General features: G+C 61.5%; 12 protein-coding genes and 1 pseudogene. 7 read left to right on the forward strand and 6 right to left on the reverse strand.

All coding sequences use genetic code 11. The annotated features are described in order from the left end of the window. Positions 1 to 38 precede the first annotated feature (38 nt). Positions 39 to 2,060, forward strand: coding sequence for a hypothetical protein (locus ACRWA7_RS09920; protein ID WP_438392507.1), 2,022 nt, complete (start codon positions 39 to 41; stop codon positions 2,058 to 2,060). Between the two features lie 28 nt (positions 2,061 to 2,088). Here ACRWA7_RS09920 and ACRWA7_RS09925 read toward each other — a convergent pair whose 3' ends face one another. The 4 genes from ACRWA7_RS09925 to ACRWA7_RS09940 form a co-directional block, all read right to left on the reverse strand. Beyond that, positions 2,089 to 3,156 carry a hypothetical protein gene (locus ACRWA7_RS09925; protein WP_438392508.1) on the reverse strand — a complete coding sequence of 356 codons (1,068 nt, stop codon included), beginning with the start codon at positions 3,154 to 3,156 and terminating at the stop codon, positions 2,089 to 2,091. 119 nt (positions 3,157 to 3,275) lie between these two features. Beyond that, positions 3,276 to 3,560 carry a DUF4148 domain-containing protein gene (locus tag ACRWA7_RS09930; protein ID WP_438392509.1) on the reverse strand — a complete coding sequence of 95 codons (285 nt, stop codon included), beginning with the start codon at positions 3,558 to 3,560 and terminating at the stop codon, positions 3,276 to 3,278. A gap of 47 nt (positions 3,561 to 3,607) precedes the next feature. After that, positions 3,608 to 3,910 carry a DUF4148 domain-containing protein gene (locus ACRWA7_RS09935; RefSeq protein WP_060856611.1) on the reverse strand — a complete coding sequence of 101 codons (303 nt, stop codon included), beginning with the start codon at positions 3,908 to 3,910 and terminating at the stop codon, positions 3,608 to 3,610. Between the two features lie 66 nt (positions 3,911 to 3,976). Further along, complete coding sequence (locus ACRWA7_RS09940) at positions 3,977 to 4,660, reverse strand: DJ-1/PfpI family protein (protein WP_438392510.1); 684 nt, start codon at positions 4,658 to 4,660, stop codon at positions 3,977 to 3,979. Positions 4,661 to 4,775: 115 nt separating this feature from the next. Between ACRWA7_RS09940 and ACRWA7_RS09945 the strand changes: the two genes are divergently transcribed. The 4 genes from ACRWA7_RS09945 (at position 4,776) to ACRWA7_RS09960 (ending at position 11,322) form a co-directional block, all read left to right on the forward strand. After that, a complete protein-coding gene (locus ACRWA7_RS09945; RefSeq protein ID WP_060856613.1) occupies positions 4,776 to 5,774 on the forward strand; it encodes a GlxA family transcriptional regulator in 999 nt (332 codons plus the stop codon). Positions 5,775 to 5,893: 119 nt separating this feature from the next. Beyond that, on the forward strand, positions 5,894 to 7,132 hold the full coding sequence (locus tag ACRWA7_RS09950; RefSeq protein ID WP_082850519.1) for an MFS transporter: 1,239 nt from the start codon (positions 5,894 to 5,896) through the stop codon (positions 7,130 to 7,132). Positions 7,133 to 7,403: 271 nt separating this feature from the next. Further along, positions 7,404 to 10,325 carry a sensor domain-containing phosphodiesterase gene (locus ACRWA7_RS09955; protein ID WP_438392511.1) on the forward strand — a complete coding sequence of 974 codons (2,922 nt, stop codon included), beginning with the start codon at positions 7,404 to 7,406 and terminating at the stop codon, positions 10,323 to 10,325. 70 nt (positions 10,326 to 10,395) lie between these two features. After that, entirely contained in the window at positions 10,396 to 11,322 is a 927-nt protein-coding gene (locus tag ACRWA7_RS09960; RefSeq protein WP_438392512.1) for an aldo/keto reductase, read from the forward strand. A 34-nt stretch (positions 11,323 to 11,356) separates the two neighbouring features. On the opposite strand, the gene ACRWA7_RS09965 is transcribed toward ACRWA7_RS09960, so the two are convergent. Continuing rightward, on the reverse strand, positions 11,357 to 11,794 hold the full coding sequence (locus ACRWA7_RS09965; RefSeq protein ID WP_438392513.1) for a hypothetical protein: 438 nt from the start codon (positions 11,792 to 11,794) through the stop codon (positions 11,357 to 11,359). Positions 11,795 to 12,187: 393 nt separating this feature from the next. Next, positions 12,188 to 13,294 carry a catalase family protein gene (locus ACRWA7_RS09970; protein ID WP_438392514.1) on the reverse strand — a complete coding sequence of 369 codons (1,107 nt, stop codon included), beginning with the start codon at positions 13,292 to 13,294 and terminating at the stop codon, positions 12,188 to 12,190. A 252-nt stretch (positions 13,295 to 13,546) separates the two neighbouring features. Here ACRWA7_RS09970 and ACRWA7_RS09975 point away from each other — a divergent pair, with 252 nt between their 5' ends. After that, the gene (locus ACRWA7_RS09975; protein ID WP_438392515.1) at positions 13,547 to 13,849 is read left to right on the forward strand and encodes a hypothetical protein; all 303 of its coding nucleotides are present in this window, start codon (positions 13,547 to 13,549) and stop codon (positions 13,847 to 13,849) included. Positions 13,850 to 13,910: 61 nt separating this feature from the next. Beyond that, positions 13,911 to 16,017 (forward strand): annotated as a pseudogene (locus tag ACRWA7_RS09980) (phosphocholine-specific phospholipase C). Positions 16,018 to 16,119: the final 102 nt, after the last annotated feature.

Below are 16,119 nucleotides of genomic sequence, written 5' to 3' on the forward strand. Positions count from 1 at the left end.
CGGGGTACTAACTTCTGAACTAATTGCACTATTCTTATATGAACAATCCGGCTCGCCTGATCGTGACGTGGGCCGGCACAAACATCTGCCCAGAGGGCTTCGGCATGAGCCTGTTATCTTTTCGCGCGCCCGTCCTGTATGCGACGTGTCATCGCTGCGGCAATGCGCTGACTCACGGCGAAGATGAATGCCCGCATTGCGGCACGAACCAGTCGCGTGCCCTGCGCACGCTGGGTACGCCCAGCTCGGTCGACTATGGGGCAAACGTGGTGCTGATGCCCGGCCGCATGCTTGTACCCTATCCGAGCGTGCCCGACGAGCTCGATACCAAGATGAACATCGCGCGTGAAAGAAAGCGCGTGTTGAAGCGCGTGGCGTTCTATCTGGCAAGCGGCGGAATGCTTGCGCTCGCGCTAGGGCTGGCTCATGCACCGGCGCTGAGGTCGCCTGCCGTGCAGCGGCTGGCCGCGCTGCCGGAGCCCGCGGCACGCAAGGCTGTGATTGTTCCTGTTGCTCCTGAGAGTCACGCGGACGTTGGCGTGCCAGCCAGCGCAACGGTGTTCGCCGCCGCGAGTTCGACGGGCACGCAGCAGCCATTGCCCGCGCCTGCGCCGCAAGCGATTGCCGCTGAGAAGCCGGCGCCGGTCAAGCCTGCCATCCCCACTACTACGGTTTCGACCGAGGCCACGACGCATGCAGTGAAGACAACGCCGAATCAGTCAAGCCAGCCTGTTGCGCCGGTTATCGCGAAGCAGGCGGTTCCTGAGAAACCTGTGGCCACAACGCCGCCCATCGCGACAGCAGCAAAATCCATTGCACCGTCGGCGGTTGCGGACACAACAACAGCCAAGACCACAGACGCAAGTCCGCCCATATACGAAACAGCCGCCAGGTATTCACTGGCTACGCTCGCAACAGTGGAAGCGCATGCGCGTGCGTTCAACGACACGGTCGCGGACAACTACAACACGTTGCTGGCGTTGGTTGCATCGACGATCCATCCGGATCCGGCTTCCGATACCACGCTCGCAAGCAAGCCAGATATCGCGACACCGCCAGACACTACACGTCCGCCAGGCAAACCGGCTGACGTTGCAATAGCTGCTGCTCCCGCGCCGCAAATCGCATCGACGAAAACCGTGGCGGCGCCCGTTGTCAACGTGCCGGACATCCCCTCACCCAAGGCCGCCGCCACGATCGCGGCCGTGCTCGCCCCGAGCCCGACCGCTACCGCGGACGTTCCCATTGCGAGCCACGCGCCGCAGCCCTCCGCGCTGACTGAAAACGGTTTGCCGCGCATGTCGATGACCCCCATCTCACCGGCAATGACCGCCGAGCGGCCGCCAGCGGGCAGCCCCGGCGAGACGCTCTACATTGCGCGGCTGGCGCTGCTCACGAACGACCTGAGCGCCGCGCGCAAGAACCTCGCGGAGGTTCCATCGACACTTTCGGACGACGTTGAAGCGAAACGCATTCGTGACGAGCTGGCCCAGCGAGAAAGCGCGCGCGACGCAGCCATGCAGCGTGCCCGGGCCTGCGACGCCGCGTCTTCCTGGCGCTGCGCGCGCCGTTATGCGAAGGAAGCAATTGCAATCGATACAAGCTATCCGGATTCGCGCGTCCTGCTCAAGCGAGTGAATTTCAAGGCGGCGCAAGCGAAGAAAGCCGCCGACGCAGCCGCGCTGCTGGCGGCGAACAATGCCGCGCATCCGCTCGTGCATACCGCGCCGATCCGCGAGGCGGTCGCCATGCCGGCTGTCCCGCGCGCGACAATACCGAGTGCAAACCTGCAGAGCACATACACGGCAGCGGCAGCGCCATCGGCTTCGTCGTCATCGGCCGGCAACAACGCACCGCATCTGTTCGCCGCGCCCGCCGTGCGCGCTCCGCACGAAGCGCATGTCATCCATGACGCGCGTGAAACGCGGCCTGTTGTCGAGACACGCGAGCCGGTTATCGTGCCGCCGCCTGCGAAGACACCGGAGCCGGATACGTCCGAGTCACGCGTGTTTGGCGGCGGCGTGCCGATCCGCCCACCGGGCCGGGGAGAAGCGCACTGAGCATCGATCCGGACGTACGCGACGTACGCTAGCTCGCCGGTATCGTGACGATCGGCGTCTTGGCGTCCTGATTGGATTCGGCCAGCGCCATCAGCATCTGCACCACGGTGAACGCGTACTTCGAATCGAAATCCCTCCGGTCGATCCAGTATTGCGAAGGTCCGTACTGGATATCGATGTACGCATCCTCGGGCGGCTTCTGCCCGACATGGACAATGATCGTGGGACGCGTCTCCACCCCGATCAAGCCAATGGTCGGCTTCGTCGACCCATGCGCCACCAGTTCTTCCGGCACGTCGACCTGCGCTCCGAGGTCCGTGAGAATGCCGAGCACGGAACGTGTGACCATTGGAATGCGTTCGCCGCGCTGGGCCGATTGCCCATAGACGACCTCATACGTCTTCGTCTTCGGTGACAACTTCAACAGGTTGCGCACCAGCATCAGGTCCTTCGACGTCTCGGCGTTCTCACCGCTCGTAGTCGCGCCCAGCGTGATGTACACGCGGCTCACATGGTCCTCGTCGCGCGTCTCGACGTTAAGCTGACCCGCAAGCTGAAGCCGCCGGAACGCCTGGATCAGTTCGAAGAAACCCACGCTGCCGTTCGCGTTAGGACCGCCCATCGCGTTCGCGTTCTGTAAGCCGCCCATGGATTGCGCGGTGATCCGCAACAGCAAGTCGATGGGAATCGCGCTTTCGGCCAGCGGCAGCACGAGCGCCGGCGCAAGCGGACGGATATAAGCCGTTGCAAAGGCTTGTCCGGTTGTCGGCGTGAAGGTGAAGGTCGGATGGTTCGAGTAGGAAACGCTGCCCGTTGCAGCGGCGAAGTTCTGCGTGGTGTCGCCAGCGCTGAACGTGGAACCTGCGGTGGCATCGAACGTGTAGGCGGCGATGATCTGGCTGACGCTCAGGAACGCCGGCGAATCGGCGAAGCGGATGCCTACGAGCGCCGCGAGTATCTCGCGCTTTTTCGCTTCGCCCAACGCTCTTGCGTAATCGACCTGATCGGCCTTGAGCCGTTTGGGACCGATGGCGGAACAACCACCGGCAGTAATGCAGACACACAACATGGCGGAAAGGAGCGCTTTTCGTCTCATTCAGCTTGGGGCCCTGGTCAATGCGGGCAGCACCGCGCCGCCCGGCGAACCGGTGGGCGGCCGCAAATTCTGTTCCCCGACGCCGGTTTCCTCTGCACAATCCGGATGAATTCACCCTGCTATTGTGGCGTCGATGGCGTCGTCGCGTTGTTCGGGCTGGCCGAACCTGTCGCCCCGGAGCCGTACGTAGCCTTCTCTGCACGCTGGATATCGTTCGGATAATCCGATTCATTGGCCGCCGGCTTGTAGCCGTGCGCTTCGAGATTCTTCAGGTCCGCTTTCTCCGAGGCACGCGTCGGCGGCGAGTTATTCGGCTGCGCGGTTTGCGCCTGCGCGGATGACGCAAATGCAATTGTCATCGTCACGACTACAAAACCGGTACGTGCAGAATGAAATTTCGACATGGCGGCCTCTCGACTTTGAACACGACAGCGCACTACGCTTGTGCGTGCTATTGCCCCGATTGACCATGCTCCGCATTCACCTTGCTCTGAGCTTTCTGAATGTCCTGCGGATAATCGTTGCGATCCGCACTTGGGTTGTAGCCGTTCTTCTCCAGTTCGCCCAGCTCCGCCGAATTCTTCGCGCGTGCGGCTTTTCTGTCGGCCTTACGCTGGGCTTTCTGCGCTTGCTTTGACATCGGTTGCGCAGCCGATGCCGCGTCCGCACTTTGAGCGAAGGAATCAGGCGTTGCGCCCACGATTATTCCAAGCGACGCCAGCAAGGTGATCGATGCAATCCGGGCTCGTGACATGACACACTCCTCTTTAGGAAACCCGCCGCCGCGCCGGATCTTTTTCGTGTGCTGGCTGGGCACACGCTAGGAATCCAGTCGTGCGGCCGCACGCCTGACAAGCTCGGTGCGAATTGCGCGGCCTTTCTCGCCGCGTTTCCACACCAGGTCCACAACAGCCTTAGGCGCTGTATCGGGCGTGCCTGAATTGAAGGGCGGCGCGGGCACATATTCCAGTTGAAGCTGGATGGCCTGGGCTTCCGTCTCGCCAATCAAGCCGGTCAATAGCGTCAGCGCAAAATCGATGCCCGCCGTCACGCCGCCTCCGGTCATCAAGTTACCGTCCTGAACGACACGCTCTTTGACCGGAATTGCCCCGAACTGCTCCAGCAAGTGATGAAACGCCCAATGCGTGGTTGCGCGGCGTCCGTGCAGCAAACCGGCCGCGCCAAGGACAAGCGCGCCCGTGCAGACGGACGTCATGAAGCGCACGCCAGCCGCTTGCTGCTTGATGAAATCGAGTGCGGCAGCGTCTTCCATCAATTCATTGACGCCCAAGCCGCCCGGCACGCACAACACGTCGAGCTGCGGGCAATCGCTGTAAATAATCGTCGGCGTCAACAACAGGCCGCTGCTCGACTTCACGGGATCGAGCGTCCCGGCAATCAGGTGGACCGTTGCGCCTGGAACGGACGCGAAGACATCGTGAGGACCGGTCAGATCGAGTTGCTGCACGTTGGGGAAAACAAGAAAGCCGATATGCAATGCCATGGGATAAACCTCGTGAAGAGTGAACGCGCGAACTGGACGCACTGACGATACCCCGCTACCCTTTGGCGTGATTACCAATTAACCCTCGTTTTACGCCACTTTCCAGGCCGCCAACATGAAAAAGACGCCACGCGGTATCGATATTTACGCGTTTCCCGACGTCCAGCTTCTTGATGTTGCCGGTCCCTTGCAGGTCTTTGCGTCGGCCAATGAACTCTCGCTCGCTGCGGGAAGCCGCGCGCCATACGTGCCGCGCGTCATTGCAGCCGTTTCCGGCGAGATCCGGAGCACGGCGGGACTCGGCCTCGTTGCGCATCCATTGCCGCTGGCGAGTGAGACAGCCGATACGTTGATCATCGCGGGCGGCCGCGGTGTCCATGCAGCGTCGAGGGAAACCGCGCAGGTGGCGTGGATCAGGGAGCGGGCCCAGCGCTGCCGCAGGGTGGCGTCGGTATGCACGGGCGCGTTCCTGCTCGCTGCGGCCGGTCTGCTCGATAAACGCCGCGCCGTCACACACTGGGCGCACTGCGAGCAGCTCGGCGAGCGCTATCCGGCTGTCAATGTGGACCCTGCCCCCATCTTCATTCGCGACGGCACGGTATGGACGTCGGCGGGGGTGACGGCAGGTATCGACCTCGCGCTCGCGCTGGTCGAGGACGATCTCGGCCGCGCGCTCGCGCTGGAAGTCGCCCGCGAACTCGTGGTTTTTCTCAAGCGCCCAGGCGGCCAGGCACAGTTCAGCGCGACGTTATCGCTGCAAAAAGCGGGAGACCGTTTTGGCGAACTGCACGCGTGGATCGCGGAAAACATGGCGTCGGACCTGTCCGTCGCGACGCTCGCCGAGCGCGCCGGCATGAGCGAGCGCAGTTTCGTGCGGCACTATCGGGCGCAAACCGGCGTCACGCCCGCGCGCGCTATCGAACAACTGCGGCTCGAAGCGGCGCGGCGTCTTCTCGGCGATACCGCATTTCCGATCAAACGTGTGGCGGCGCGCTGTGGATTTGGATCGGAGGAAACCATGCGACGCGGTTTTTTGCGCTCGACCGGCGTCACGCCGCAAGCATATCGTGAACGATTTTCCGCCAACGGAGGCGAGCCGGACGTGCAGCCATAAATAGTGGCAGTGCAGCAATGCAAATTTGCCCCGAATTTCGAGTTGTTGCGCCATGCGAAGGATTTGATATTTCGAGATAATGCTGCATTGCATCGTCTCGAACCCACATTCTCCGCTCAATGTCCATTATCGATATCCCCGACAATTCCGCAGGAAGCCCGCTCGACCGTGTCATCGCGCCTTTTGGAGCCGGTCCGGCGGAGGTCGCGCTGGCGGTCGGCGGACTGGCGATCGGCACGGGCGAATTCGCTTCCATGACCATCCTGCCGATCATCGCGCATGGACTCGATACGTCGCTGCCCACCATGGGCCACATCATCAGCGCCTATGCGCTCGGTGTCGTGATCGGCGCGCCGCTCATCACCATTTTCTTCGCCAAGATTCCGCGCCGCGCGATGCTGATCGGCCTGATGCTGATGTTCGCATTCGGCAACTTGCTGAGCGCGCTTGCGCCCAATTACACGCTGCTGCTGATCGCGCGTTTTATTTCAGGCGTGCCGCACGGCGCGTATTTCGGCGTGGCCGCGCTGACAGCGGCGTCGCTGGTGCCGCCCGACCGGCGCGCGCGGGCGGTCGGGCGCGTGATGCTGGGACTGACCATCGCGAATATTTTCGGCGTGCCGCTTGCAACCTGGCTTGGTCAATGGCTCGGCTGGCGCGCGGATTTCCTGCTGGTCGGCACGCTCGGTATCCTTACGATGATCGGCGTGCGCGTCTTTCTTCCACCCATCCACGCCGGGGGCGCAACGCCCCGGCGCGAACTCGGCGTGTTCCGCCGCGCGCAGGTCTGGTTGACGCTTTCGGTCATCGCGGTCGGTTTCGGCGGCTTGTTCGCGGTCTATACGTACATCACGCCAACGCTCTTGAACGTGACCCACGTCGCGCCGTGGCGCGTGCCGCTGCTGCTCGGCGCGCTTGGGGTCGGCATGACGGCGGGCAGCCTGATAGGCGGCGTACTCGCCGACAAATCCCGGCTGTGGACCATTTTCGGCATGCTGATCTGGAACGCGGCGGCGCTGGCGGCATTCGCGTATTCATCGGCAAACGAATGGACCGCCACGCTCAATCTCTTCGCAATGGGGCTCGGCATTGCCGTGGTCCCGGCCGTGCAAACACGCCTGATGGACGTGGCCGGCGATGCGCAAACCGTAGCGGCCGCGCTCAATCACTCAGCCTTCAACATTGCGAACGCGCTGGGCGCATGGGCTGGCGGCGTGGTCGTGGCGCTCGGTTTCGGCCTTGAGGCAACTGGCTGGACGGGCGCGCTTCTCGCGTGCGGCGGAATCGTGTTGCTGGGGGTTTCGGTTGGGGTCGAACGGCGCGCTATGGCGCCGCGTCCGCGCACGGCAAGCGCGTAAGCCGAAATAAGCGCCGAATAAATCAGGGCGGTATTCAACTCCTTTCGCACGTCGCATAATGCGGTGTTTTTTGCTGGCCGGACAATCGGCCCGCTATGATGCCCTACGGCGCTCCTAAAGCCGGAAGCCGCATTGCCGTTATTACAATCAGGCCTGGCACTATTCGAGGTTGCTGCCAAAGCACCCGCCGCGCCCGCCACGCCGATTTGTATACGCCGACGTCGAACAAAAAGTGAGTGAGGAGCCGCAACGCCGTCGGCTCGGAGCGCTGATGAACGTCTATACCGTGAAGCCGGCCACGCCTGTGGCGGATGCAAGCCGCGACGACACCGCCGCGGGTTTTGCGCGCCCCGCCGCCAATGCGCCGAGGCGCGTGAATACGGATACGTGCATCGATTCGTTATTGCGCAATGCCGCCACGCTCATCGACACAACCTGTTGGGCGTGGTATCAGCCCGGCACCGGCATGCATCTCGCGGCCCAGGGTTCTCTTGACGATGGCTGGCCGGCCATCCTTCCCGCTGACGACTTTCACGCCTTTTGCACGACACACCGTCTGTGCCTGTGGCCAACCGGGAGCGGCGAAAACATCCTCGGCTGGCTGCTCGCGCCGGCGGCGCATGCCGCGAACCGCACGCTCGCCGACTTTGCGCGCAGTCTTGGCGAAGCGCTCCAGACAGACGCACTGGCGCGCGCGCAGAACACGCAGCGCGTGCTCTACGAGATCGCTTATCTCGCGAGTTCGGTTCGCGACCGCTCAGAATTCCTGCTCGGCGTGCATCGGCAGCTTGCCACGCTGATCGATGCCGAGAATTTCTATCTCGCGCTCTACAACCCGTCGAACAACGAGATTACGTATCCGTATTACGTCGATGTCATCGACACTTGCGCGCTCGACCCCGCCGCCTATGACACGCTCGATTCGTCGTGCCTGTCGCTCACCGGCCAGGTCCTGACCACGGGCCAGCCGCTGCTGATCGACGCGGCGGGCATTGCCGCGGCCGAGCACGAAGGCCGCTTCTATTGCGTGGGCGACCGGCCCGAATTCTGGATGGGCGCGCCGCTCAAGAACGCATCCGACGAAGTGTTCGGCATGATCGCGATGCAGGTCTACGACGTGGCGCGCATCTTTAGCGTGGAAGACCGCGCGCTCTTCCTGGTGGTCGCGCGTCATGTGGCAATGGCGCTCGACCGCATCCTGCATCGGGCGGATCTTGAAGAAACCGTGTCGCGCCGGACCGCTGAGCTGTCCGAGGTGAATCGCGCGCTGCGCCTTGAAATAGCGGAACGAAAGCGCGCTGAGCACTTGCAAGGCGCGCTGTTCCAGATCGCCGAACTGTCGAGCCGGCATGGCGACATGCTGGAATTTTTCCGCAGCCTTCACGGCATTGTCGGCGAGTTGCTGTATGCGCGGAATTTCTTTGTCGCGCTTGTGGACAACGCGACGCAGAGCGTGTCGTTCCCCTATTACGTCGACGAACTGCTGAACGATTATCCGGCTCCGCGGCGTGGCCGGCGCGGCCTCACCGAGTACGTGATCCGCAAGCGCCGGCCCTGCCTGATCGATCTCGCCGAGGCAACGCGGCTGGTGGAAACGGGCGAGATGGAAAGCTCGGGCGAGAGCATCAAGCTGCGCTCGTGGCTCGGCATTCCGCTTTTCGACGGAGACGAAGTACGCGGCGTGCTCGCGGTGCAAAGCTATTCGTCGCAAGTGCGATATTCGCAGCGCGATCAGGAACTGCTGACTTTCGTATCGCGCCATATCGATACCGCGCTGTCACGCCGCAGCGCCGCCGAAGCGCTGCACGTGGCCAATCTGGAACTCGAACAGCGCGTGCAGAACCGCACGCGCGAACTCGACGAAGCCAACGCGCGCCTGCAGCACGAGAACTCGCACGACGCGCTGACGGGCCTGCCTAACCGCAGCCACATGCTGCAGCGGCTGCAGGAAGCGTGGCGCGATCATCATGCCGACGGGGAACAACTGGCGGTGATGTTTATTGACCTGGACCGTTTCAAGGTTGTGAACGACAGCCTTGGCCATCATTTCGGCGACATGCTGCTGGTGCAGGCCGCGAGCCGGCTGAGAAACTGCCTGCGCGACACCGACCTGCTCGCGCGCCTGGGCGGCGACGAGTTCGCCGTGCTCTCTCCGGGGGCGTCGCTCGACACCGCGGTCGATATTGCCGAGAGCATTCTCGCCGCGTTCGACCTGCCGTTTCATATTGACGACCACGTGGTGTTTTCTTCGTGCAGCATTGGCATCGTGAGTCCGGACGAGCAGTTTCATAAAGAGCCGGCCGATCTTCTGCGCGACGCCGATACCGCGATGTATCGCGTGAAAAATGGCGGACGTGACAGCTTCGTGGTCTTCAACCATGAGCTTCGGCGCGAGGTATCGGATCAGGTCGAGCGCGAAGGGGCGCTGCGCAATGCGCTCAAGCGCGACGACGAACTCGTGCCGTATTTCCAGCCTATTGTCAGCGCGAGGTCGGGTCAGCTCGTTGCGCTCGAAGCATTGATCCGATGGCGTCAGCCCGATGGCAGCGTGATTGCGCCGGGTGAATTCCTGCCGGCCGTGGAAGGCTTGCGCCTGATCGGGCGGCTCGATCTGTACATGCTGACACGGGTCGCGATCATCCTCGCGCAGCCCGGGCACGCGGACTGGCCGCCGGTCCATGTGAACTGCTCGAGCTACAGCATGACCCGCGCGGAATTCGCCGACGACGTCCTCGCGCTGCTTGCGCGCCATGGCGTGGCGCCCTCGCGCATCTGCCTGGAACTCACGGAAGGCGCGCTCGTCGCCGAGCCCGATCTCGCGAGACGATCAATGCAGCGTCTCGCCGATCACGGCATGTCGGTCGTGCTCGATGACTTCGGCGCGGGATTTTCGTCGCTGAGTTACGTGCATCAATATCGCTTCAGCGGCCTGAAGATAGACCGCTCGTTTATCTTCGAGCTGACCACGAGTCCACGCAGCCGCGCGATCGTCCGGGCCATCGTGAGGATGGCGGAGTCGCTGGACCTCACCGTGGTGGCCGAAGGCGTGGAAGACGCCGCGACGCTCGCCGTGCTGCGCGAAATGGGTGCGGCGCAGGCGCAGGGTTATTACTTCTCGCCGCCCATCCCGCTCGAAGCGCTCCTTCTCAGCAAGCTCGCGCCCCGCCTGCAGATGCTGGCGCAAGATCCCTGAGCCAACGCTGCCGGCTTGCGCCAGTTCGCCTATGCTGTGAACTGAACCGGCAAGACGCGAGGTATCTCTCATGCGCCCCCCTTTCGCCGACGCGCGGCGTCGACGGCTGCTGCTGTTCGCCGCGAGCGGCACGTTGCTTCCCTTCGCTCTTCCGCCTGCCTTCGCACAGGCAACTGCCATGAACAAGCGCGCGATTCCATCGACCGGAGAAATGCTGCCCGTGGTCGGCTGCGGCACCTGGCGCACCTTCGACGTAGGCAGCGATCCCGCCGCACAGGCGCGGCTCGCCGAAGTGCTGCAAATACTCTTCGACAATGGCGGCTCGGTCATCGATTCGTCGCCCATGTATGGATCTTCAGAAGCCGTCGCGGGGTCGGTGTTGACGCGCATCGGCGGACACAAGCGCGCGTTCGTGGCAACCAAGGTCTGGACCGAAGGGCGCGATGCCGGCATTGCGCAAATGGAGACGTCGCTGCGTCTTTGGCAGCAGCCGCGCATCGACCTGATGCAGATCCACAACCTGCTCGACTGGCGCACGCAACTCTCCACCCTGCGCGACTGGAAAGCGCGCGGACTGATCCGTTATATCGGCGTGACGCACTATAAGTCGAGCGCATTCAGCGAAGTGGAAGCGGTCATGCGCTCCGAGAAAATCGATTTCGTGCAGATCAACTACGCCGCCGATGACCGTGCAGCCGAAGACACCTTGCTGCCTCTGGCTAAAGAACGGGGCATTGCTGTGATCGTGAACCAGCCGTTTGGCGGCGGCGGCCTGCTTGGGCGGCTGAAGGGAAAACCCTTGCCCGATTGGAGCCGGGAAATCGGCTGTGCGACATGGGCGCAACTTCTGCTCAAGTACGTGCTCGCGCATCCGGCGGTGACATGCGTTATTCCCGGAACCGGGCGGCCCGACTATATGCGCGATAACGTGCGCGCCGGATTCGGTAGGTATCCCGATGAATCCACGAGGAAGCTCATTGTAGAAAGCGTAGCCTGATGTGCAGCACGCCGGCAACGTTCCAGCCTCGGAGTTACCCCATTTGCGCCGGACGGCACATTTCGTCGACGGCTTCGCACGCATCCAATACCACTTGAGCGAGTTCCACGAGTTCGGTTTCAGCCGTCGATGTAGCGTCGGCAAGCGATACGACTGCAGCGTCGAGTTCCGCGGCGGTGCCAGCCTCGTTTGAAAAATAAGTCAAAGGCAAGCTCGCCAGGGCTTCGGCGTTCGCCGACGCTTCGTCAGTCAGCGCGCACAAACGCACGAGGTTCTCGCATAACAGCTCGAGCGCTTGCGTCGCGCATGCATGCAAAGCGGCGTCACCTGCGGGATCGTCCGCCATGGCGTCAAGCACGCCCCGCGACCTCTCCACTTCTCGTGCAAGCGCATAACTCCGGTCGCGCGCCGCGCCAAGGCGTTGCGCGTAGTCGGCAAGCAGCGAGACCTGCTGCGCCATATTCGTTGCCATCATCTTCTCATGCCCTCTCTGCTCGCCCGGCAGGCGCGCCGTGCCAGACACGTGCCTGTGCGGCCGAGCCATTGCATTGTTTTATGGTAAGTGGCGCCTGAACGCTCCACCAACAACGCCTTTACGGCATGTAAGGGATAAGCTTTAACGAATTCTTCATATATTCGTGCGCAAACAAACGCAGCCCGGGCGCAAACGTTTGATGCTTGGTCGCGGTCGTTCAAGGCATTCGGCATGCATCATGATTTGCCATTCCCGACACGCCGAGAACGCCGTGAAACTATCGCCTGCGATTGCGTTTTCCGGATTCGACGCGTGCTTGCCGTAACTGATTTCTTTGGCAACTGGAACAGTTTCTGCCAACGCGCCGTCCGGGCAGTCTTTCCTTATCGATTATTCCGGCAAGCGGTCGAGCGAGCTTGGCTCATGCATTGGACAGCCATTGAATTTACCGCGAAAATCCGACGACATTTCATAAGCGGGCTTGCGCGAGCGCTGCACGCCGCCTATTGGCCGATGCGCGCTCAGGCCATGCCATGGGCTGAAGGCGAGACCGTCGTCGACTGCGGCGGACCGGGCGTCGGTCCACGCGGGTTGCGGCGCCACGCGAATGCGTGCTACTGGCACGAAGGGGCTCTCTTCTTCTGACCATTGCTTCGATGCATCCTCGACCGGCATCTTCCCGATGTCGGTTGCAAGTTGCACACGCACCTCCCACTCGCCGCCTGTCGTGGCAAAGAATGTGTTGACCGCTTCACGCAAGCCATTGGGTTTGTCGTCGAGATCGACGGGTGCATCTTTCAGCGCCACGAGTTCCGGCGATACCGGAACAACCGCGATCTTTCCATAGTAAGAGCCGTACAGAAGCGGCACCACGGTCGTGTAAGTTTCGCCGAGCAGGTTCGTTTTCGGATGGCCGCCCAGGCTCTTCAAGGTGCCGCTCTCACCACCCAAAGCTTCGACTGCAGCTTCTGTTCCGCGCAACACCGCCGATAACGCCTGCTTCACGCCGGGCGCTTTGTCGGTTGTCTTCGCCAGCGCCTTGAGCGTGGTGAGAAAGGCCTTTGGCGTTGCTGCCGTGAAAGCGAGCGCGTTTTGCATGACGAAGTCCTGAGTCGACTGGCCTTCTGCGCCAGGCAACCGCTCTCCTTCCACGCCGATGATTTTTATTGCGAGGCCGCGCGGTGTCGAGACTTTGTCATCGAGGATATCGCCGGGGTTGGTCGAGAAGCGCATCACTACAGGAAAGGTGCCCGCCTTGGCGAACGCGCCTTGTGCGAGTTCAGGTGGCAGCCCTTCCGGCACCGTCAGTTCGCCTTGCAACAAGCCATGACTCTTCGCATGAACGCTGCGCACTGCATGACCATAATCGGCAGATGTGGTTTCGATGATGCCGCGCAATGTCTTGACCAACTCTTCGGTTGTCTCGCCTTCATCAGCGGGGATCTGCTCGAAAGTGGAATCGAACAGGAGAGGACGGACAGCGAGGGGCGTCGACATGGTGGGGCTCCGATGAATTTATAGGATGTGCACCGGCCAATCAACGCAATCACTGTTCCCGAATTTCGCTTGGACCGGCGCATCCGAACACCCATCTTTTGTCCAACACATTTATTACTGAATTATTACGTCGGGGAAGTTATTTCCTTTATTTAATAATTCCTACACGTGTAATTTCTATCCTCTCTTCCAGTTCATTTCGTGTCATGCGCCAGCGCATGACAACGTTTGCCTATGGTCCAGAGGACGCTCGTGTTTAACAGACCCGTTACCACCGGCCGGATGCTTGGCGCGCTGTTTGTTTGCACGATGCTTGCCGCCTGCGGCGATCACGATTCGCCGTCTTCATCTGCGCAGTCCGCCGCTGCCGTATCTCCTTCACAGCAAACCGAGACACCCGCGCCCGCTTCAGCGGGTTCGTCGGATATCCAGAACTGGGCATTGCAGCAGACACAGCCATCCGCGGCTGTCTCGAGCATTGCCCCGCCCAAAGAATCACCCGCTTCGCCTGCGTCCGACCCCCTGCTGCCTCCCGTGATTCACGAGGCGGAGTGATATCGAAGTACGACCCGCAACCTCGCTCACAACACTCTCCTCTCCACGACTGATCAAGACCATGACCTTAAAAAGCCGACGTGACTTCCTCAGGGCTGCCGTACAGGCAGCCGGTTCCGCCACAGCAATGGGCGTCGTGCCCGCAGGCATACGCAACGCACTCGCCATTCCCGCAAACAATGTCCACGGCAGCATCCAGGACGTCGAGCACATTGTCGTGCTGATGCAGGAAAATCGCTCGTTCGATCATTACTTCGGCACGCTGCAAGGCGTGCGCGGTTTCGGCGATACGCGTGCCGTCAAGCTGCCCAATGGCAAGCCTGTCTTCAATCAACCACTGGCCACGGGTCTTGGCGAAGTGCTGCCGTTCCGTCCCAGCGCGCCGGATCTCGGCAACCAGTTCATCCAGGACTTGCCCCATGACTGGACCTCAGGCAAAGGCGCTTATCACGATGGCCGCTACGACCAGTGGGTGCCGTACAAAGGCACGACCACCATGGCGTATCTGACGCGTGAAGACATTCCGTTTCACTATCAGCTAGCCGATGCTTTCACGATCTGCGACGCGTACCATTGCTCGATCAACTCATCGACAGACCCGAACCGGTATTACATGTGGACCGGCTGGATTGGCAACGACGGCAACGGCGGCGGACCCGTGGTCGACAACGCAGAGCTTGGCTACGGCTGGTCTTCCTATCCGGAAGTGCTGGAGAAAGCGAACATCTCCTGGAAGATCTATCAGGATGCAGGCACGGGACTCGATGCAAATGGCTCGTGGGGCTGGACCAACGATCCGTACATTGGCAACTATGGCGACAACGCGCTGCTTTACCTGAACCAGTATCGCAACGCGCAGCCCGGCAGCGCCCTGTATCAGAAGGCACGCACCGGCACGAACGCGCAAGGGGGCGACGGTTATTTCGACATCCTCAAGCGCGACGTGCAGAACAACGCGTTGCCGCAAGTCTCGTGGATCGTGGCGCCTGAAGCGTTTTCGGAACATCCGAACTGGCCGGCAAACTACGGCGCGTGGTATGTCGATCAGGTACTGCAGATCCTTACGTCGAATCCGGAGGTTTGGAGCAAGACGGTGTTGCTCATCAACTATGACGAGAACGATGGCTTCTTCGATCACGTCGTGCCGCCGTTCCCCGCCAACATCTGCCACTAATGGCAAGTCCACGGTCAGTATCGTCAACGAAATCTTCCCGGGTAGTTCGACATATCAGAGCGGCGCGTATGGGCTCGGAACCCGGGTGCCGATGCTCGTGGTCTCGCCCTGGTCGAAAGGCGGTTTCGTGTGTTCGGAAGTTTTCGATCACACCTCGGTGATTCAGTTCATCGAAAAGCGTTTTGGCTCGCGCCCGAACGTACTCGAATCGAATATCACGCCGTGGCGCCGGGCAATCTGCGGCGACCTGACATCGGCGTTCAATTTCAAGAACCCGAACGCAGCCGTTCCGTCGCTCCCTGATACCAGTTCTTACGCTCCTGTTCAGAAGGTTCGTCATCCCGACTATGTTCCGGTTCCGCCCGCCGTTCAGGCCGTGCCGAAACAGGAACCCGGCGTGCGGCAAGCACGTGCGCTGCCTTATGAGCTGTTCGTTCATGCGCACGCAGGCACCACGAATGGCGTCACCTTCGATTTCATCAATACCGGTAGCGTTGGTGCGACGTTTCTGGTCTTTACCGCCAACAGCGCGGTCGCTCCAAGTTGCTATACGGTCGAAGCCGGAAAGCGACTGCGCGACGATTTGCCGTTGGGACTTTCAAATGCCTACGATTATGTGATTCACGGGCCTAATGGTTTTCTGCGGCGTTTTGCCGGGAAGGCCGTCGAGCAGCATTGGTGGAGCGACAATCAGGCAATCGCCGAAGTCGTGGAAGGTTACGATGTTGCTAATGGCAATCTTCAGTTGCGGTTGAAGAATCTTGGAACCGGGCGGTGTAATTTCATCATCAAAAGCGCTTACGAGACCGGAGCGACCATCAAGCAGCCCATTCGCGGTGGTGGGACCGAGACGGTGTATCTCGACTTGCGTGAATCGTTTGGATGGTATGACGTCGCTATTACCATCGATACCGATAGCTCGTTTCATCGGCGTTTTGCCGGGCATGTGGAGACCGGGAAGAGCAGCATGACCGATCCTGCGCTGGGCAGCTAGGGCCTTTTTTCGGGGACGTTGCCAAGAGGTTGTGGCGTCGCCCGATGTTTTTTTGGGCAGCAGCTCTGCGTTTATGCCGGGTTGCTGCTTTTTTGGTTTTCG

Source organism: Caballeronia sp. DA-9 (assembly GCF_051615025.1).
In the GTDB taxonomy this organism is placed as follows: Bacteria; Pseudomonadota; Gammaproteobacteria; order Burkholderiales; family Burkholderiaceae; genus Caballeronia; species Caballeronia sordidicola.

Bases quoted from the DNA above. Each gene is read 5' to 3' on its own strand.
- ACRWA7_RS09935 (WP_060856611.1), bottom strand. From the start codon at position 3,910: ATGTCACGAGCCCGGATTGCATCGATCACCTTGCTGGCGTCGCTTGGA.
- ACRWA7_RS09965 (WP_438392513.1), bottom strand. From the start codon at position 11,794: ATGGCAACGAATATGGCGCAGCAGGTCTCGCTGCTTGCCGACTACGCG.
- ACRWA7_RS09950 (WP_082850519.1), top strand. From the start codon at position 5,894: ATGTCCATTATCGATATCCCCGACAATTCCGCAGGAAGCCCGCTCGAC.
- ACRWA7_RS09920 (WP_438392507.1), top strand. From the start codon at position 39: ATGAACAATCCGGCTCGCCTGATCGTGACGTGGGCCGGCACAAACATC.
- ACRWA7_RS09925 (WP_438392508.1), bottom strand. From the start codon at position 3,156: ATGAGACGAAAAGCGCTCCTTTCCGCCATGTTGTGTGTCTGCATTACT.
- ACRWA7_RS09945 (WP_060856613.1), top strand. From the start codon at position 4,776: ATGAAAAAGACGCCACGCGGTATCGATATTTACGCGTTTCCCGACGTC.
- ACRWA7_RS09955 (WP_438392511.1), top strand. From the start codon at position 7,404: ATGAACGTCTATACCGTGAAGCCGGCCACGCCTGTGGCGGATGCAAGC.
- ACRWA7_RS09930 (WP_438392509.1), bottom strand. From the start codon at position 3,560: ATGTCGAAATTTCATTCTGCACGTACCGGTTTTGTAGTCGTGACGATG.
- ACRWA7_RS09940 (WP_438392510.1), bottom strand. From the start codon at position 4,660: ATGGCATTGCATATCGGCTTTCTTGTTTTCCCCAACGTGCAGCAACTC.
- ACRWA7_RS09960 (WP_438392512.1), top strand. From the start codon at position 10,396: ATGCGCCCCCCTTTCGCCGACGCGCGGCGTCGACGGCTGCTGCTGTTC.
- ACRWA7_RS09970 (WP_438392514.1), bottom strand. From the start codon at position 13,294: ATGTCGACGCCCCTCGCTGTCCGTCCTCTCCTGTTCGATTCCACTTTC.